Source organism: Chitinibacter fontanus (assembly GCF_013423785.1).
Lineage (GTDB): Bacteria > Pseudomonadota > Gammaproteobacteria > Burkholderiales > Chitinibacteraceae > Chitinibacter > Chitinibacter fontanus.
This window is the reverse complement of the sequence record NZ_CP058952.1, coordinates 1,081,521-1,100,607: the sequence shown is the minus strand read 5'-3', so window position 1 is coordinate 1,100,607 and position 19,087 is coordinate 1,081,521. Positions and strand designations below refer to the sequence as shown.

Below are 19,087 nucleotides of genomic sequence, written 5' to 3'. Positions count from 1 at the left end.
GTTCCAATTACGTTAAAACGATGTTAAAAATGGCGACATCATGTTTCGAGGGTCGCTCATTTGTCGATCTATCAGCTTAAATCTGCATTCCAATCTCTGTTGCGCCCAACCGTGGTGCAATTAGCCAAACTGGGCGTCACTGCCAATAGCGTGACGCTGACCGCGATGCTGTTGTCGATTGCGCTAGGCGTGTTGTTGGTCTGTACGACCGTCGCGATGTTTAATCTGCATAACCTGCAACTGGTTTGGCTGCTTCTCCCTGTATGGCTATTTTTACGCATGGCGCTCAATGCCATTGATGGCATGTTGGCGCGCGAGCATCAGCAAAAATCGCATCTAGGTGCAATTTTGAATGAAGTAGGTGATGTTGTTTCCGATTTAGCGCTGAGCATTCCATTTGTAGTATTGGCTTGGCGTTTCGATGACTTAGTGGCCACCCTGCTGATGTGTTCCGTCTTACTGGTCGCATTATTAACTGAGTTTATTGGGGTGCTCGGCCCGATGTTAGGTGCATCCCGTCGCTATGATGGGCCGTTGGGCAAAAGCGATCGTGCATTTATGTTTGGTGCTGTGGCGCTAGCCTATGGTTTGGGCTGGATTTCCGCTGGCGTGACGGTGCTAAGCTGGGTGTTTGGCGTGGCCTTATTGCTGTCGTTGCTAACCTGCTGGAATCGGATTCGCGCGATGTTGGCCGAGGTGAACCATGCCTGATTTGATAGCACAAATGGCGCCGCAATTGCGCTGGGCGCTGATTGCCGTGTTCGCGCTACTAGTCATTGCAAGCACTACGATTGCGATTCTCGGTATGCGTTATCCCGCTAAAGATTGGCGTGAACTCAAAGCGCGGATTAACACCTGGTGGTGGATTGTGCTGGTATTTTCGCTCACCTTGCTGGGCCAGCTGCAACTGGCGCTGGCGGTGTTTGGCTTCATCAGCTTTCTGGCGTTTAAAGAATATCTAACATTATCAAATACTCGACAGGCCGATCATGTCGTGCTGTTCTGGGCGTATCTGGCGATTCCGCTGCAATACTTTTGGATCGGGATTTCGTGGTACGGCATGTTTGTGTTGTTTATTCCGGTGTATATGTTGCTGCTGTTGCCGATGCGCATGGTGCTTATTGGCGAAACCAAAGGCTTTCTCAAATCCGCTTCGTCTTTGCATTGGGGCTTGATGATTTGCGTGTTTAGCCTCTCGCATCTGGCTGCCTTGCTGACCTTGCCCGGTTCGCCTGCAGAAGGCGCGAAACTGGTGTTTTTCTTGGTCGCTTTAACGCAAGCCAACGATGTGGCGCAGTATTTATGGGGCAAATCGATTGGTCGGCGCAAAGCCAGCCCAACGGTCAGCCCGAATAAAACCTTGGGTGGCTTACTCGGCGGCATTTTCACGACTACCCTGCTCGCTTGGCTTATTGCGCCGTATTTGACGCCACTGTCACCGCTGTATGCGGCGTGTGCTGGCTTGCTGATCGGAACGATGGGCTTTATTGGCGATATCGTGATTTCGGCTGTGAAGCGCGATTTGGGTGTCAAGGATTCGGGTACGCTGCTGCCGGGGCATGGCGGGATTTTAGATCGCCTCGATTCGCTAACCTACACCGCGCCGCTGTTTTACCACTTTATCCGCTACCTCTATTTCTAATAGTTAAGGCAAAAGCATGCATGCTGCGTTGTCACGACCTTGCCGTACTCGATGTACTGTCTACGGCCGCACGCCTTGACTGTATGCCTTTGGATTTCGCAACATTTTGAACGTTGCATTGCTCGGCAACTAGGAGGGGCATGCTAAACCTCAGAACCTTATTTGTCCTGCTGGTCGCGCGCCCAGTGGTCAAGCTGTGGCTCGGGCTCACCGTGCGCAATCCCGACCGCTTGCCCCACCAAGGGCCAGCGATTGTGATCGCCAATCACAATAGTCACCTCGATATTCTGACGCTGTATTCACTATTTGATTTAAAAGACATTCCTAACGTGCGCCCCGCTGCCGCAGCCGATTATTTCCTGCGCAACCGAGCGATGGCGTGGTTTGCGACCAAAGTGGTGGGGATTATTCCAGTGCAGCGCGGTGGCGCAAAAAAAGGCAGCGATCCGCTGGCAGGGTGCCGCGAAGCTTTGCAGCAAGGCAAGGTGTTGATTCTATTTCCAGAAGGCACGCGCGGCGAGCCTGAGCAATTGTCTGAAATTAAATCGGGCCTGTGGTATTTGGCGCAGGAGTTTCCAGAGGCTCCGATTGTGCCGGTGTATATGCATGGCCTTGGCCGCGCGATGGGGCGTGGGCAGTGGCTGCCAATACCGTTTTTTGTTGATGTTGCGATTGGCCGCGTATTGCCGTGGCGGCCTGAGCGCCCTTTATTTAAAACCGAAATTACCGAGCAGTTTCAATATTTACGCAAGAAAGTCGTTCCCACACAGGAGTAATGTTTGATGCGTCAAATCCGTGAATGCCAGGAAAGTCAGTTTTCATCGTTTGATCAACACGGGATTTTCTACCGCCACTGGCCTGCTGCGGGCGAGGGTGGAGCACGGCGGGCGGTGGTGCTGCTGCATCGCGGGCACGAGCACTCCGGCCGTGTGCAGCATATCGTCGATGAGTTGGGTTTGGACGACGCCGCTTTCTTTGCATGGGATGCGCGCGGACACGGTCGCAATGAAGGGCAACGCGGCTATTCGCCGAGTTTAGCCAGCACGGTGCGCGATCTGGATTGCTTTATTAAACACATCAGCAACACGCATGGTTACGCGATCAACGACATGATCGTCATCGCGCAGAGTGTCGGTGCGGTGCTAGCCAGTACATGGGTGCACGACTACGCGCCCAATATCCGCGCGCTGGTGCTGGCTGCGCCAGCATTTAAAGTGAAGCTGTACGTGCCCGCTGCGCGTACCGGTATCGCGCTAATGCAAAAACTGCGCGGGCAGTTTTTTGTTAATTCCTATGTGAAAGCCAAGTTTCTCAGCCACGACCCTGAGCGCATCGCTAGTTATGACAATGATCCGCTGATCACGCGCCCGATTGCATCGCATATTTTGCTGTCTTTGTACGAAACCGCCGAGCGCATTATTGACGACGCGGGCGCGATTACTGTGCCGACGCAAGTATTGATTTCGGGCGCGGATTTTGTCGTGCATCACGCCCCTCAGCACGCGTTTTATGATCGACTGGGTTCGAGTGTGAAAGAAAAACACGTCCTTGATGGTTTTTATCACGATACGCTGGGTGAGCTGGAGCGCGAAAAAGCATTTGCGCTGATTCGTAGTTTTATCGCTAAGGTCGATGCAGGGGTATTGCCTGTAGATCTAATCAGCGCTGACCAGCAGGGCTATACCTATAATGAGTATCGTGCCCTGCAGCAGCCTTTGAGTCTGCTCAGCCCCAAACGCTGGGAGTTTGGCATCACCCGCCGCACTTTGGGTAGCATCGGCAAATTGTCGGGCGGCATTCAATTGGGCTGGCAAACTGGTTTTGATTCGGGCTCGACGCTCGATTATGTGTACCGCAATCAGGCGCAGGGCATCACGCCGCTGGGCAAACTGGGCGATAGAGCGTATCTGGATTCGGTCGGCTGGCGCGGAATTCGCCAGCGCAAAATCCATTTGCAGGAATTGATCGGCGACGCGGTGCGCAGTTTGTATCTGGCGGACAAACCGGTGCGGATTGTCGATATTGCCGCTGGGCATGGGCGCTATATTCTCGACGCACTGGAGGGTTTGCCATTTGATAGCGTGTTGCTGCGCGATTACAGCGATATCAACGTCAAAGCTGGGCAAGCCATGATTACGCAGCGCGGCTTGAGCGATAAGGCGCGTTTTGCGCAAGGCAACGCGTTTGATCGCGATAGTTTGGCGAATTTAGATCCCAAGCCGACGCTCGCCGTGGTGTCGGGTTTGTACGAATTATTCCCAGAAAACCAAGGCATTCGTGATTCGCTCGCGGGTTTGGCGGCCGCATTGCCCGAAGGCGGTTATTTGGTTTATACCAATCAGCCGTGGCACCCGCAGCTCGAAATGATTGCCCGCACGCTCACTAGCCATAAAGACGGCAAAGCGTGGGTAATGCGCCGTCGCACGCAGGCCGAAATGGATCAATTGGTCGCGCAAGCGGGGTTTGAGAAAATCGAGCAGCGGATTGATGAGTGGGGAATTTTTACCGTTTCGATTGCACAGCGTAAAATCGCGGCAACGGTCGCCAGTTCAAGCACTCGCGACGCTCTGGGCGAAGTGACGCCCTAAATTTGAAGCCCGCCCAAAGCGGGCTTTGCAAAGGATTTTTATGAATCAAAAACACATCAACGAGCTATTTGAAATCATCGCCGACGGCAGTCTGGATGCCGAGGATATTGCGGCGATGGCGGCTGAAGTCGTTAAGGCGCAAGCCGATGCGGCGGCGTATTTGCTCGAAGACGCTGAGTCGCAATATCAGGAGTCGTATCCACTGCCATTGTGGGAATGGGTGCTGCTGGAGCAGCTTGAAGGCGGGCTGATTTTCCATGCGCCGACCATCGACACGCTGTACGCGCAAATTGTGGATGCTTTTGGCGACGATGAACTTGATCTGACGGTGGCCGATTTGGCTGGGCTTGATGCTGCTGCTGCGCTGACCAAGATTCAGGATGAGCTTGCGCCAACGTATAGCCTGGTGAATTTCAGCGTGTCGGTGGCGGGCGAGCAGCAGTTGGTGCTAGTGCGGACTGCGAAGCTGGAGCGTTTCTTTGAGCTGGCTTCTGCTTTGGGCCTCTCGGCTGCGGCGAGCGTCTAGTCGCGCTATGCCCAGCAATACATGCCGATGTATTGCTGGGTAATTTATATTAGTTCTAGTTGCTGTTGATATACCCCCTTCATTTTCTTGGGCTGGTTTCGTATCCATGCAAAATTCTTCCTCGTCTCGCGTACTACCTTGGCGCTCCGCCATCTTCTGGCTCCTCTTCGCCGGCCCCGCTTTTTTTCTGTTTTATGGCAATGCCAATCAATACGCCGCCAGTTTGCCGTCCGATCAGGTCGGCAATATTGTGTTTGCGTGGGAGCGTGACGCAATTCCATTTTGGCCGTGGAGTATCGTGCCGTACTGGTCGATTGATCTGATGTTCGGGTTTTCGCTGCTGCTGTGCGCCAATAAAGATGAAGTACGCACGCAAGCGCTGCGCTTAATGCTGGCGACGCTGTTATCGTCGATCTGCTTTGTGTTGTGGCCGCTGCGCTTTGGTTGGGATAGGCCAGCGGTCGACGGTTTGTTTGGCGCGATGTTTGCGGCGCTCGGGCAAATTGATCAGCCCTTTAATCAGGCTCCATCGTTGCATATCAGTTTGTTGCTGATTATCTGGCTGCGGTTTGCTGCCTTTTTGCGCCATCCGCTGGCGCGAGCCATCTTGCATCTCTGGTGCTTCCTAATAGGTATCTCCGTTTTAACCACATGGCAGCATCATTTCATTGATATACCCACTGGTTTTGCGTTGGGGTTGCTGGTTTGCTACCTCTTGCCGATGCCGCCGTTAAGCTGGCAACTCAGCGCGCAATGGCGTGCTCAATTAAGTGCCATGCAGCAAGTGCGGGCGCGGCAATTGGCGCTTCGTTATGCTTTGGCTGGGGTGAGCATGGCTGCGTTTGCCCTGCTGCTGCAAGGTTGGGCTTGGCTGCTGGCGTGGCCTGCAGTGGCGATGCTGATTGTGGCGGCTGCATATGGTGGCTTGGGACCGGTGGCGTTGCAAAAATACGCTGGCGTCAGTAGTTTGGCGGTGCGCTGGCTGACCGCGCCATACCAGCTTGGTGCTGCGCTTAGTCGGATGTATTTCTTGCGGCAAGTGCCGCCAGCGGTCGAGGTGGCGGAGGGGGTTTGGTTGGGCTCGATGAGCGCTGCACGCGATCCCCAGTTTGTTGCGGTGCTGGATTTATGCGCCGAAATTCCGCGTCAGGCGCACCCTACTGCGGTGTACCACAATTTACCATTACTTGATTTATTGCCGCCTAATGCTGAGGAGATTGCCCAAGGTGTGGCGGCGATTGAGTCATTGCGGGCTCAAACTGCGGGGCCGCTGCTGGTGCATTGCGCGCTGGGTTTTTCACGTAGCGCGACCATCATCGCTGCTTGGCTGGTTCAGACTGGCCGCGCCAGCGATATTGCCGCCGCAATTGCACAGATTAGCCAGCTTCGCGCCGTTCGGTTACGGGCGGGGGAGATTCACTGGGCGGTAGAAGGAGTAGGGCGATGAGCCCGCTGACGCAGGCTGATCAGCGCCATGCCGCGGTGATGGCCGCATTGCTAAAAAGCAGTGCATGGCTGATGCTGCCCACATTGTTACATCAACTATTTGGCCGTCAGCAGTCCGTGCCAGACTATCTGGGTTTGTCGGTGGCGGTGCTGCAATTTTTCTGGGGCTGGCGCTGCCTGTTTGATGGCTATTTATTCGCCGCTGTAGCGCAGCAAAGCCTTGATGAAACCGCATTAGATCAAATGTTATGGCTGATTTTTGGTCGTGCAAAGCATCCACCCTTGAGTATGCTGCAGCGTTTACAAGGAGCGCGTCGGGTATGGTGCTGGTTTTTGGGGTTTACGCTGGCTTATTGGCTCACGCAGGCATTTGGATAAGCAACTAGCAGGCTATCGACGTGCTGAGGCAGTGCAGGCGCCGAAGCAAGGCGATTTCTGCCGGACTGTTTGGCTTGATACAGCAGCATATCGGCTTGTTGTAGCGTATGTTCCAGCGGGGTGTTGAGTTGGCGCTCTACCAAGCCACCGCTGATGGTGATTTGAATTTGAGTATTAAACAGCTGCAGAGAGCGAATTGCATCGAGGATTTTTTCACCGACCACCAGCGCTTGCTCAAGTGGCGTATCGGGTAATAACAAAACAAACTCTTCACCGCCCCAGCGCGCGACTAGATCGCTGCAGCGGAGTAGTGTGATAATTTTCTCGGCTGTTTTTTGTAAGACCTCGTCGCCGATGGCGTGCCCAAACTGGTCATTGATTGATTTGAAGTGGTCAATATCTAAAAATAAAACCGAGCACGGACGTTGGTGTCGATCCGCTGTGTAAATAGCCTTGGCGGCTTCGGTTTCAAAGGCTCGGCGATTATAGAGGCCTGTCAGCGGGTCTTGTGTGGCTAGCCGTGCCAATTCCTTGTTTGCATGCTCAAGCATCATGGTGCGATTGCTCACAATTTCTTCCAGATTCTCATTCGCTTTGCGTAGCAACAGCTCGTGATCCTGCATATTACGCAGGGTGGCGACCAGCGTTGTTACGTCGCTAAGTATGGTTAGAATGCGGGCGCTACCATCTGGGGCATGAAAAGTTTTAAACGCTGAATGAACGAATAACACACGGCCATCACGGTGTTTGACCTGCCATTCGCTCGGAGCCGATTGGTCCTGATTGAGCGCGAGTGCAAGGATTTCTGGCTCTAATTCTTTATCGCTATCGAGCAAAATCAAGCCAAAAGTTTGCCCGATCAACTCGTTTTGGCTATAGCCAAATAAGCGGCAGTAGGCTTCGTTAACCTGCAGGTAGCGGCCTTGTTCATCAGCAATAGCAATGCCCGACGGTGAAATGTCGAATAATGCACTGAGAATTTCAGGAGCAACCTGCATGGATTACTGTGCCTTGTTGGCCATGATAATGTTAGGGTTTTTTATGATTGTCGCATTATTTTTGCGCAATGACAGCGGTTTTTGTATTAATCAACTTACCCAGCTCAGCCCGTAGATCACGTTTGACCAAACTGCCATCCCGATAAATCAGTACCGGATCGAGCAAGGGTTTGTCCTGTACGGCCAATTGTGCGACATTATCTGGGCTAATGGTGTAGCGCCCCAGTGTTTTGGCCAGTGGCCATGGCAAATCGGGGAACACCACATAGGCTAATTCAGAGCAAACAATTCGTTCATGAGTGAGTACATCAAAGTTGAAATCGTACTCTTTGCCGACCTGTTCAATGGCTGTGAGTGCGGCAGCTTTCTTGTACGGATTGCCGACATCTTGGTTTTGCCGCAACACCAATAAATCATCAATATCTAGAAAATGATTCAGTGTGCTAATCGTTACACCGCTGCGTAGCGCTTCAACAATCCGCCCACCTTCGCGGATTTTTTGCTGGTAGAGGCCGGGAATTTGATCCCAAGCGCCTATTGCTTTTAGCTCCTGCTCGCTACCAAGCCAGATCGCAACATGGCCATAATGGCCGGGGATCATTTTGTCACTGAGCCGGAACGGGGTTTTTTCCAGCAAAATATCCAATGGCTTTAACTGTTTTTCCAGCGCCTGAATTTCACTCGATTTTAGGTCGTATAGTTTGCCATTGCGGGTTTTAACTAAGCCAATCATATTACCAAAACCCATACTGACCCCATAACTAAGGGTGTTTTGCAGGCTTTGTTCTTGTTGCCCAATACTACCAAACAGGTGGCGCAACGATCCGCTAATGGTGTTGGGGTTGGCCTGATGCAGACTGACGTACCACACCGTACTTTGACTGAGCGCGTACAAGTCGTTTTCGATAGGGCTGGTTTCGCGGCCGTTTTGTCGTCGCCAAGCCATTAATTTGTCCACAAACTGGGTTGCCTTAGCCAGTTGGGTACGATATTCAGGTGAGTAATAGTTATCCGATAGCTGACGCAGGGTGGTTTTGCTCTGCACATCGTAGGTAAGCAGGTAGCCTATGGTCGGATTATCATCATAGGGCTCGATCGCAATCTGAAAGCTATCCATTAATACTAGGGCTGCCGCTAAACCGCGCTGAATATCCGTTAGTAGTTGGGTGCCTTTGCTATCGCTAGGGTTGATATAAGTAGTAAATTGCCCTTTGTTGAGTTTAGGGGGCGGGTCGAGTACGATTTGATCCGCTGTAGTGGCTTTTTCGGTGCTTAGTACCAGTTTGACATTGGTCTGAAACAGCGGTGCCATTTTGGTAGCGTAAGGCAAAATCTGGCTGCGCAACTGTATATAACGTAATGCCATTGCGCGCATTTCATTGCTTTGGGCGCGTGTTAATTTTGGGGTCTTTTGCTCGGTAAATTTATTGGCTACTGCAAATTGATAGGCTTGCTGACGCAGGGAAACTAATTCTGCAACATTGCGATGAAAGTCATTCGTGGGCTCTTCGGCCCGAACCCACCGCGGAAAAAGCAAAATAAAACAAACTAGTACGCGCAGCATGTTGCCTCCTTATTGTTAGCATAATGCGAGGAATGACAGCTTCTGTAAAGTTTACTACGCCTCAGTGCGTCGTGTTTGCCGCTTTGTGAGGTAGCCGATAGCGAGTTTGGGTGGTATCTGCTGCAAATAGACGTCAGCGAACGCTATTGTGGCAATACCTGACTAATTTATGGCTTGCTTGATGGAATGGAAAAGCCCCGCAGGGTAGGCGGGGCTTTAGTTTTGCGTTGGGCAGCTTAGGCGGCTATTTTCGGTAAAAACAGCATTAAGTTTGAAGCTGCAGGCTTGTGGCCCTGTCCTCGCGGCGAGTCGGGATAAAACCCGCCGTTCCCGATGATGCAAAAAAGTAGGCATTACACGGGCTGAGGGTGAACTCGTTCCGCGTTGCTGTGAATCTTATTGAGCGCCGAAATATAGGCTTTGGCACTTGCCACGATAATGTCAGTATCCGCGCCTTGGCCATTAACGATGCGGCCATCTTTGGATAAACGCACCGTCACTTCGCCCTGGCTGTCGGTGCCGGCAGTGATTGCATTTACCGAATATAGCTGCAGCTCAGCGCCACTATTAAATAGTGACTCAATCGCTTTGAAGGTTGCATCGACTGTGCCATCACCTTGTGCTGTCGCGCGACGCTCGTTGCCCGCTTCAGTAATTACCAGATCGGCTTGCGGTGTTTCACCTGTTTCAGAGACAACTTTCAATGACACTAGTTTGTAGTGTTCCTGCTCGATCGAAATCAGTTCATCCGACACCAGTGCGTGCAAATCTTCGTCAAAAATCTCGCGTTTTTTATCTGCAAGGGCCTTAAAGCGCGCAAAAGCAGCGTTAAGGGCTTCTTCCGATTCAATCTGGATCCCCAGCTCGGCCAGTTTGGTTTTGAAGGCATTACGGCCTGACAATTTGCCCAAACTGAGGCGATTGGTGCTCCAGCCGACCGATTCAGCGCTCATAATTTCATAGGTTTCACGGTGTTTCAGTACACCGTCTTGGTGAATACCTGATTCGTGCGCAAAGGCATTCGCGCCGACGATGGCTTTGTTTGGTTGCACTGGATAGCCAGTAATCGTTGAAACCAGCTTGCTGGTCGGTACGATTTGCGTCGCGTCGACATTGCATTCCACGCCGAAAATATCGCGGCGGGTACGCGTGGCCATCACGATTTCTTCCATCGCGGCATTGCCGGCTCGCTCGCCCAAACCATTAATCGTACATTCCACTTGGCGCGCGCCACCTAATACGGCGGCGAGCGAGTTCGCTACCGCCATGCCCAAGTCGTTATGACAGTGCGCGGACCAGATCACTTTATCGCCACCCGGCGTTTTGGCGATCAGCTCGCGGAAAAATGCTTCGGTGCGTTGCGGTACGGCGTAGCCAACGGTGTCGGGTACGTTCAAAGTCGTTGCACCCGCTTCAATTACCGCGCCAAAAATGCGGGCAAGGAAATCGATATCCGAGCGCAACGCGTCTTCAGCCGAAAATTCAACATCATCGGTGTATTCGCGCGCCATTTTGACGGCTTTAACTGCCGCTTCGACGACCTGATCCGGCGTCATGCGCAGCTTGTGTTCCATGTGGATCGGGCTGGTCGCGATGAACGTGTGGATACGGCCGCGTTTGGCGTCTTTAATCGCTTCACCGGCGGCGCGCACATCCCGCTCGTTGGCGCGCGCCAGTGAACACACGGTGCTGTTTTCGATGATCCCAGCAATGGTTTTAATTGCATCCGCATCACCTGGGCTGGCTGCAGCAAAACCCGCTTCGATCACGTCAACGCCGAGTTTTTCAAGCTGGCGTGCGATGCGGATTTTTTCTTCTTTGGTCATCGACGCGCCGGGCGATTGCTCACCATCGCGCAAGGTGGTGTCAAAAATGACCAAACGGTTGTTATTGCGATCGCTCATGGTGTTCTCCTGTTGCTGAGTCAGGGCGGTTGACGCGCCTGTCATATAGTTCTGGATGTTGAAACTACGGCCTTGGCTTGTGGCCAATTTGGCCAGCTTGTCCACTTGGGTGAGTGGCAAACTGCCGCGTTCACGCCATTTGTAAATCGCTGCGCGGGACACCGGATCATCTGGAAACAGACTATTGAGTTGTTCGGCCAGATTACTTGGTCCACCAAAATCAGCAATTAGACGATCAATGTCTAATGACACAGTGTGCTCCTTCGCGTTGATGAGGTTAGATTAGATATTTTTAGACTTAGTGTCAAATTATTTGGGCGAAAAAATAGCGACCTTGTGCGAAAGTCGCTATTTTTGACGTCCGATACTTTATTTTTAGACTATTTGTCTAATTTGGCGGTTGCTTAGGTTGTTTTTTAATCAGTCGCCACAGCCAGTACAAATAGCCAGATGCCGCGTAGCAGATAAAAAAGCTAAATAGCACCAGTGCCGGCCGTGATGCCCCAATGACTAAAACTAGCGTGGCAATCAGCAATGAGACAAATGGCACCGTTTTGCGCATATGCAGCTCTTTAAAGCTCCAATATGGCACATTGGAGACCATCGTTAGGCCTGCAAATAGGGTAAAGAACAGCGCGGTATAGGGGAGTAACTCAGCAAGTGGGGAAAGATCATCGTGATATTCGATATTGATCCACACCAGTCCCGCCACTAAAGCCGCCGCAGCTGGGCTAGGCAAACCTTGAAAGAAACGCTTATCAACGACAGCAATATTGGTGTTAAACCGCGCCAAACGCAGTGCCGCACCGGCGCAATAGATAAAGGCTACAGCCCAGCCTAGCTTGCCAAAGTTAGATAATCCCCACGAATACATCACCAGCGCAGGCGCAACGCCAAATGACACCATATCGGATAAGCTATCAAATTGGGCACCAAACTCGGATTGGGTGTGCGTCATGCGAGCAACACGCCCATCGAGGCCATCTAAAATCATGGCGGCAAAAATGGCTAAAGCGGCCTGTTCAAAGTGCCCGTTCATCGCTTGCACAATGGCGTAAAACCCGCCAAATAGTGCTGCTAGGGTAAATAGATTGGGAAGTAGATAAATGCCTTGGCGGCGCAGATTGATCGACGGCTTAGTATGGAGCGGCATGATCTCGACAAAGGCTGGATAGATAGAGTCACCGATTGTAACCGAGCGGCGGCTGGCTCAACAGTGTTGCGAACAACTTCCAGACGACTTATGCATTATAAATGCAGGGCCGCATAGGCTATAATCGGCGGTTTGATCGATTTTGGGGTGGGCTGTGTCTGATCGACTTTTTGTGATGTTGCAACACATTTTGCCCAAGCAGGCGTTAACGCAGCTTTTTGGCTATTTTGCCGGTTTATCTGCCGGCGCACAGACCACCGCGGTCATTCGCTGGTTTATTAAAAAATACCAAGTCAATATGGCCGAGGCAGCCAATCCCGATCCCGCTGCATATTCTACGTTCAATGAATTCTTCACACGTGAGCTCAAAGCGGGTGCGCGCCCACTGGCCGATGCTCAGCTAGTTTGTCCAGTGGACGGCGCCATTAGTCAATTTGGTGCGATTGAAAAAGACCAGATTTTCCAAGCCAAAGGCAAGCATTTCACGACTACGGCCTTGCTCGGTGGTGATGCTGCGCTGGCACAGCAGTTTGAAAATGGCCAGTTTGCTACGATTTATCTCAGCCCCAAAGACTATCACCGCATTCACATGCCATGCGATGGTCGTTTGACTGAAATGATTTATGTGCCGGGCGAATTGTTTTCGGTAAACCCCGCTACCGCTCGGGGCGTTGATGCGTTGTTTGCACGTAACGAGCGTGTGGTGTGCATGTTTGAATCTGAATTTGGTCAGTTTGCCTTGGTTTTAGTCGGCGCGACCATCGTTGGCAGTATGGCAACGGTGTGGCATGGCGTGGTGAACCCGCCGCGCAGCCAATCGGTATGGCGTAAAGATTATCGTGATCAGGATATTCGCCTGAGTAAAGGCGCGGAAATGGGGCGCTTTTTGTTGGGCTCAACGGTGGTGCTGCTTTATCCACAAGGCACGCCGGCTTTTAATCCAATATGGGCGCCAGCCAAAGCAGTGCGTTTGGGCGAGCTGATGGCAGGGTAATGTATGGTATTTCTTCCTAGCCATCTATTAGTATTGATCTACTGTATATACCCCTAATTTTTCTGCCGCCGCGGCTGCTTGTATTGTTTGCTTGAGTGTTGTGTTGCCGTGGTTGATGGTTAATTTTCTTGCTGCGTTTTGATTCCTCGCTACGATAAGAAGTGACTCGCCCTCGACTTGAGGGTGGTGGGGAGTATATGGACGCAATCGCAATTATTTCGGCTTTATCGATCAGCCTAACCGGGCTAAGTAGTTGGCAATTTGCTGCCGATCGCAGCCAATTGAGTACTCAGCGCGCGGCTTGGCTATTGTCTTGTCTGTGCGTTGCGCTGGGTTTACTGCTCGAAGGTGTGCTGGTTCCTGATGCTGATTGGCCTAATTGGTTGGGTACGCATCTGATCTTCTGGGGGTTGGTGCTGCAAATTTGGGCCTTAACGGCGTTTTCATCGCGCGCCGTGCCGCGATATTTCTGGCCCTTGATCCTTGCCGCCTTGGCGCTGCATTTCATTCTACTGTTGGGCATTTCCGAGTTTGAACCAAATAGCCTGCTATTTGGCATAGTCACCGCGGTTTATTTTTGCGCGCTATTTTCATTGATTGCAGTATGGTATTGGTGGGTAGAGGCCGAGCTAGGTAGTCGCTGGCCTACATTGTTTTCAATACTGTACGCCTGTGCGGCGCTGATGTTTCTGGCGCGTATTGTGTTGCAGGCACTGCACTTGCCAGCCGATTCGGTGTGGGTTGATGCAGTGGAAATGGGCTTATACATTTTGGCCTCAACTGCCAATATCTACGGTGGTTTTGGTTTTCTGTTGATTGTGTTGCGCTTGAAAAATCGGCAATTGGCAAGACAAGCCCAGTTGGATGGTTTAACCGGAGCACTTAATCGGCGAGGCTTGGAGTTGCTGCTGCAACGTTTGAGTAGTCCGTCGCTAGCTAATGCCAGCCTATCTGTGGTGATGCTGGATCTTGATTATTTCAAGCAGGTCAATGACCGTATGGGGCATGCTGCGGGCGATGAAATCCTGATCAAACTGGTGGCCTTTTTGCAGCAGCATTTACGTGAGGCCGATGTGGTGGCCCGGTATGGCGGTGAAGAGTTTTGCCTTATCTTGCCACAGACCACATTGGCTGATGCTGCCGCTCGTGTTGAGCAAATTCGTGCCGGCTTTGCTCAATTGGCGTGCCTTGATGAGGCTCCTGTGTATCGTTGCACTTTTTCTGCAGGGGTGGCGTGCAGGGCTCAGCTCAATCAGGAGATTACCGAGGTGCTTGAGCTAGCCGATCAGTTGTTATATCAAGCCAAGCAGGCCGGACGTAATTGCGTGTTTACTGAGCAGGGGCGCTGGCAAACTTAGCAAGTGGCGCAATTTCAAATTGAGAAGGCTGTGGCAATAGCTGTGCAAGAGTGCGGCCAACCGCTGATAGTCGCGGGTCGTCATTGGCGCAATCATCGCAAGTATCGTTAATGCAAAAATACGGTAATTGACCAAAGCGTTGGCTTAGCGACGCTAACTGTGCGGCAGCATGCGTGTCGCAGCTACTAATATATAGCGCTTCGCCATGGCATGGGCTGGCTTGCTGTTGATGAATCATCCAGCGTAAGGCCAGATCCGACATGATGGGCGGTACGTGCCAAACCCGGAAAGTCGTGCTTCGAACCGCCTTAAATAAATCAGCCGCCTGATGTTCTAATTCCCATAAAGCACTTTTTAGCATGGGTCGTGGGGCGTGAGCGCACAACCACGGTATGTGATGGTAATTGGGGCGCAGCATAAGCCAGCGGCGAGACAAAATGGCTGCATTGACAAGGGCGGTCTCATGTTGCTCGATGGCCTCGCCAGTCGGAGCTGCGTTGGGCTCGAAATGTACGGCAACGCCAGTTGGCCCAAACCAATCGTCGAGTTTGACCGGTGCGCCAAAGAAAATATCGTCGTTCAGATAAATAAAACGCTCGGATAAGTTTGGGATGTGGTGCAAATAGGATTCGATGTGGCCCGCGTCAAATACCGGGCGCGCTATAGCCGGAATCAGCTCGGCGTGATCAATAAGGGTCACTTTTTCATGCTCGGCCAGCCAATCAGGGCGTTGTGCGTCGGTCACGATAAAAATCTGTCCGTGATCGGGGAAGAAACGCTCCAGCGCGCGCAGGTTGTAGCGCAATTCACCATTATCGCGGTAGCGCCCGGCCACATTGCCGTATTGGGCTAACTGGTTTGGATTGAGTTTTTGCTGCTGTGCTTTTTGGCGCTTGGCTTGCCAAACTGGGTCGTTACCGTTGACCCATAAATACACAATATCGATTCTATCCACGCCACTTACCTTAAGCTTTTTGCTGTAAAAAAACCGGCGCGAAGCCGGTTTCTTATTAACGTGCATTTCGTCTGCGAAATGCAGTAGGGCGAGAAGCTAGGCTCGACGTGTACGAGTAGTACACGAGAGCCGCAGCGACAAAGCTCTACTGCATTGCAGCGACGAAATTAGTTTTTAGTTTGGTCAACGATTTTATTCGCTTGAATCCAAGGCATCATCGCACGCAATTTCGCGCCTACTACTTCAATGCCGTGCGCTGCGTTGTTGCGACGCGCTGCAGTCATTGAAGCGTAGTTAGTTTGGCCTTCCAAGATGAATTGCTTAGCGTATTCGCCAGTCTGAATGTTTTTCAGTGCTTGGCGCATTGCTTTGCGAGATTCTTCATTGATCACTTGTGGGCCAGTTACGTATTCACCGTACTCAGCGTTGTTAGAGATCGAGTAGTTCATGTTCGCGATACCGCCTTCGAACATCAAGTCAACGATCAGTTTCAATTCGTGCAAGCACTCGAAGTAAGCCATTTCTGGCTCGTAACCGGCTTCAACCAAAGTCTCGAAGCCCATTTTAACCAATTCAACCGCGCCACCGCACAATACTGCTTGTTCGCCGAACAAGTCAGTTTCAGTTTCGTCTTTGAACGTGGTTTCGATGATACCAGTGCGGCCGCCGCCCACGCCCCAAGCGTAAGACAAAGCAACGTCTTTCGCGTTGCCAGTTGCATTTTGGTAGATCGCTACCAAGTCAGGAACGCCGCCGCCGCGTACGAATTCTGAACGTACAGTGTGGCCTGGGGCTTTAGGTGCAACCATGATTACGTCGAGGTCTTTGCGTGGCACGACTTGGTTGTAGTGAATCGCGAAGCCGTGAGCAAAGGCCAGAGTAGCGCCTTGTTTGATGTTTGGCTCGATTTCTTCTTTGTACAATTTTGATTGGAACTCGTCCGGAGTCAAAATCATTACTACGTCAGCAGCAGCAACTGCAGTCGCAACGTCAGTCACTTTCAGGCCGTGAGCTTCAGCTTTTTTTACAGTCGCAGAGCCAGTACGCAGACCAACAGTCACATCAACGCCAGAGTCTTTCAAGTTACAAGCGTGGGCGTGGCCTTGTGAGCCGTAACCGATGATGGCTACTTTTTTGCCTTTGATGATTGCTGGGTTGGTGTCTTTATCGTAGTAAACGTTCAATGCCATGGTGATTCTTCCTTTGAATAATTTAGTAGTACGTATATGGGTATTGCTTTGCAGGATTTGCCTGCTGTGCTCCGCGGGCAAATACTCCGCTTATAGTTTCAAGATTCGCTCGCCACGGCCGATGCCAGAGGCGCCGGTGCGAACCGTTTCCAGAATGACGGCTTGATCCAGCGCTTTGATAAAGGCGTCGAGTTTTTCACCCGGGCCGGTCAATTCGATGGTGTAGCTTTTCTCGGTAACATCAATGATGCGGCCACGGAAAATATCCGCCATCCGTTTCATTTCATCGCGATCTTTGCCAGTGGCGCGCACTTTGATCAGCATCAGTTCGCGCTCGATGTGATCGGCCTCGTTCAGGTCGATCACTTTCACCACTTCAATCAGCTTGTTGAGCTGCTTGGTGATTTGTTCGATCACATCTTCCGAGCCGTGAGTAACGATCGTCATCCGGCTCATCGTTGGATCTTCGGTGGTTTGCACCGTCAAAGAATCAATATTGTAACCACGTGCTGAAAACAGGCCGGTTACACGCGATAGCGCACCAGCTTCATTTTCAATCAGGACAGACAAAATATGACGCATGATTCATCTCTCCTTAGCAAAGATTGCCGTAGTCACGGTTGTTTTCGAATGGGATCAATTGCATATCGCGCATGTGCGGTGGCAAGTCCATCTGATTGAGGCCTTTGCCGTTTTGAATCATCGGGAACACATTGGCTTTTGGATTGGTGAGGAAATCCATAAATACCAAGCGCTCTTTCAGTGCAAATGCTTCGCGTAGTGCGGGCTCAACGTCAGCAGGTTTGCTGATTTGCATCCCCACGTGGCCATAGGCTTCGGCGAGTTTCACAAAGTCGGGCAGCGCATCGACATACGACTCGGAATAACGCGTGCCGTAGAAGAACTCTTGCCACTGACGCACCATGCCCAAGTAGCCATTATTCAGGTTAATAATCTTGACTGGGGTGTGGTACTGCTTGCACGTCGACAATTCTTGGATATTCATCTGAATTGAGCCATCGCCGGTAATACAAGCGACATCGGCGTACGGATTAGCCAGCTGCGCGCCCATTGCGGCTGGCAAGCCAAAGCCCATCGTGCCAAGGCCGCCAGAGTTGATCCATTGGCGTGGGCGATTGAAGGCGTAGTACTGCGCCGTAAACATCTGATGCTGGCCAACATCCGAAGTAATAATGGCATTGCCACCTGTTACTTCAAACAGCTTTTGCATCACAAATTGTGGCTGAATGATTTCGTCGTCTTGTGGGTACCACAGACTATTGGGTTTACGCCAATCGTTAATCTGATCCCACCAAGCCGCCAAGGCTTTTTCATTAGGGCGGGTGTTGCTGTCTTTCAGAATCGCGATCAGATCTTTCAGTACATCTTTCACGTCGCCAACGATAGGTACATCGACTTTCACGCGTTTCGCGATGGATGATGGATCGATATCGATCTGCACAATTTTCTTGGCTTGTGACAAGAATTGCGTTGGATTAGAAATTACCCGGTCGTCAAAGCGTGCGCCGATCGCAATGATCGTATCGGCGTATTGCATCGCCATATTGGCTTCGTAGGTGCCGTGCATGCCCAACATACCCACAAATTGTGGGTCTGAACCAGGGAACGCGCCCAAGCCCATCAGCGTGTTGGTGCAAGGGACATTTAGCAGGCGCACCAGTTCGGTGACCTCTGCTGCTGCATTGCCTAATACCGCGCCGCCGCCCACATAAATAAAGGGACGTTTGGCTTCGCTCAACAACTGCGCCGCTTTTTTAATTTGACCTGGGTGGCCTTTCACTGGTGGGTTGTAGCTGCGAATTGATACCGATTTTGGATACTCAAATACCGCTTTGGCTTGAGTGACATCTTTCGGGATGTCGATCACAACAGGGCCAGGGCGACCAGTGGTGGCGATGTAAAACGCCTTTTTCACTGTCGCGGCTAGATCTTTAACGTCTTTCACCAAGAAGTTGTGTTTTACCACGGGGCGAGAACAGCCGACCATGTCCACTTCTTGGAATGCGTCCGAGCCAATCATCGGCGTGCCGACTTGACCTGAGATCACCACCATTGGAATTGAATCCATGAACGCCGTCGCAATACCGGTAATGGCATTGGTCGCGCCCGGGCCTGAAGTCACCAGCGCAACGCCGATTTTTTCAGATGAGCGTGAGTAAGCATCGGCAGCGTGAACTGCGGCTTGCTCATGGCGAACTAGAACGTGTTTGAATTTGTTTTGTTTGAAAATCGCATCATAGATTTCCAAAACAGCGCCGCCCGGGTAGCCGAAAACGAATTCTACGTTTTCTTCGGCAAGGCATCGCGCCAGAATTTCTGCGCCCGAAATTTCCATCGGTTAGAGTCCTGAAGTCTGTTGATCGGTTAACC

General features: G+C 51.7%; 17 protein-coding genes. 9 read left to right on the top strand and 8 right to left on the bottom strand.

Features of this window, described 5'->3' with window-relative positions:
* The first annotated feature begins 60 nt into the window (after positions 1-60).
* From HZU75_RS05225 to HZU75_RS05195, 7 genes are all read left to right on the top strand, one after another.
* Complete coding sequence (locus HZU75_RS05225; protein ID WP_180308103.1) at positions 61-711, top strand: CDP-alcohol phosphatidyltransferase family protein; 651 nt, start codon at positions 61-63, stop codon at positions 709-711.
* Positions 704-1,642 carry a phosphatidate cytidylyltransferase gene (locus HZU75_RS05220; RefSeq protein ID WP_228028202.1) on the top strand — a complete coding sequence of 313 codons (939 nt, stop codon included), beginning with the start codon at positions 704-706 and terminating at the stop codon, positions 1,640-1,642. Before HZU75_RS05225 ends, HZU75_RS05220 begins: the two co-directional genes overlap by 8 nt.
* A gap of 140 nt (positions 1,643-1,782) precedes the next feature.
* Entirely contained in the window at positions 1,783-2,418 is a 636-nt protein-coding gene (locus HZU75_RS05215) for a lysophospholipid acyltransferase family protein (protein WP_180308102.1), read from the top strand.
* A gap of 6 nt (positions 2,419-2,424) precedes the next feature.
* Positions 2,425-4,230: a bifunctional alpha/beta hydrolase/class I SAM-dependent methyltransferase gene (locus tag HZU75_RS05210; RefSeq protein WP_180308101.1), complete on the top strand. Its 1,806-nt coding sequence runs from the start codon at positions 2,425-2,427 to the stop codon at positions 4,228-4,230.
* Between the two features lie 40 nt (positions 4,231-4,270).
* On the top strand, positions 4,271-4,756 hold the full coding sequence (locus HZU75_RS05205; RefSeq protein ID WP_180308100.1) for a hypothetical protein: 486 nt from the start codon (positions 4,271-4,273) through the stop codon (positions 4,754-4,756).
* A 106-nt stretch (positions 4,757-4,862) separates the two neighbouring features.
* A complete protein-coding gene (locus HZU75_RS05200) occupies positions 4,863-6,203 on the top strand; it encodes a phosphatase PAP2/dual specificity phosphatase family protein (RefSeq protein WP_180308099.1) in 1,341 nt (446 codons plus the stop codon).
* Positions 6,200-6,580 carry a hypothetical protein gene (locus tag HZU75_RS05195; protein ID WP_180308098.1) on the top strand — a complete coding sequence of 127 codons (381 nt, stop codon included), beginning with the start codon at positions 6,200-6,202 and terminating at the stop codon, positions 6,578-6,580. The genes HZU75_RS05200 and HZU75_RS05195 overlap by 4 nt, the downstream gene beginning before the upstream one ends.
* Here HZU75_RS05195 and HZU75_RS05190 read toward each other — a convergent pair.
* The 4 genes from HZU75_RS05190 to pssA form a co-directional block, all read right to left on the bottom strand.
* Entirely contained in the window at positions 6,553-7,578 is a 1,026-nt protein-coding gene (locus tag HZU75_RS05190) for a sensor domain-containing diguanylate cyclase (RefSeq protein WP_180308097.1), read from the bottom strand. The genes HZU75_RS05195 and HZU75_RS05190 overlap by 28 nt on opposite strands.
* A 55-nt stretch (positions 7,579-7,633) precedes the next feature.
* Positions 7,634-9,142, bottom strand: a complete 1,509-nt coding sequence (locus tag HZU75_RS05185; protein ID WP_180308096.1) for a YiiX/YebB-like N1pC/P60 family cysteine hydrolase — start codon at positions 9,140-9,142, stop codon at positions 7,634-7,636.
* Positions 9,143-9,495: 353 nt separating this feature from the next.
* Positions 9,496-11,298, bottom strand: coding sequence for a 2-isopropylmalate synthase (locus tag HZU75_RS05180; protein WP_180308095.1), 1,803 nt, complete (start codon positions 11,296-11,298; stop codon positions 9,496-9,498).
* Between the two features lie 136 nt (positions 11,299-11,434).
* Positions 11,435-12,199, bottom strand: coding sequence for a CDP-diacylglycerol--serine O-phosphatidyltransferase (pssA, locus tag HZU75_RS05175; RefSeq protein WP_180308094.1), 765 nt, complete (start codon positions 12,197-12,199; stop codon positions 11,435-11,437).
* 154 nt (positions 12,200-12,353) lie between these two features.
* On the opposite strand from pssA, the gene asd reads away from it, so the two are divergent.
* Positions 12,354-13,193 carry an archaetidylserine decarboxylase gene (asd, locus tag HZU75_RS05170; protein WP_180308093.1) on the top strand — a complete coding sequence of 280 codons (840 nt, stop codon included), beginning with the start codon at positions 12,354-12,356 and terminating at the stop codon, positions 13,191-13,193.
* A gap of 197 nt (positions 13,194-13,390) precedes the next feature.
* On the top strand, positions 13,391-14,551 hold the full coding sequence (locus HZU75_RS05165) for a GGDEF domain-containing protein (protein ID WP_180308092.1): 1,161 nt from the start codon (positions 13,391-13,393) through the stop codon (positions 14,549-14,551).
* Here the strand turns inward: HZU75_RS05165 and HZU75_RS05160 are convergent.
* The 4 genes from HZU75_RS05160 to ilvB form a co-directional block, all read right to left on the bottom strand.
* The gene (locus HZU75_RS05160) at positions 14,523-15,506 is read right to left on the bottom strand and encodes a stealth family protein (RefSeq protein ID WP_228028201.1); all 984 of its coding nucleotides are present in this window, start codon (positions 15,504-15,506) and stop codon (positions 14,523-14,525) included. The two genes, HZU75_RS05165 and HZU75_RS05160, sit on opposite strands and share 29 nt — an antisense overlap.
* 167 nt (positions 15,507-15,673) lie before the next feature.
* Positions 15,674-16,690, bottom strand: coding sequence for a ketol-acid reductoisomerase (gene ilvC, locus HZU75_RS05155; protein WP_180308734.1), 1,017 nt, complete (start codon positions 16,688-16,690; stop codon positions 15,674-15,676).
* 96 nt (positions 16,691-16,786) lie between these two features.
* Entirely contained in the window at positions 16,787-17,278 is a 492-nt protein-coding gene (gene ilvN / locus HZU75_RS05150) for an acetolactate synthase small subunit (protein ID WP_157314253.1), read from the bottom strand.
* A gap of 13 nt (positions 17,279-17,291) precedes the next feature.
* Positions 17,292-19,052: a biosynthetic-type acetolactate synthase large subunit gene (gene ilvB, locus HZU75_RS05145; protein WP_180308090.1), complete on the bottom strand. Its 1,761-nt coding sequence runs from the start codon at positions 19,050-19,052 to the stop codon at positions 17,292-17,294.
* Positions 19,053-19,087: the final 35 nt, after the last annotated feature.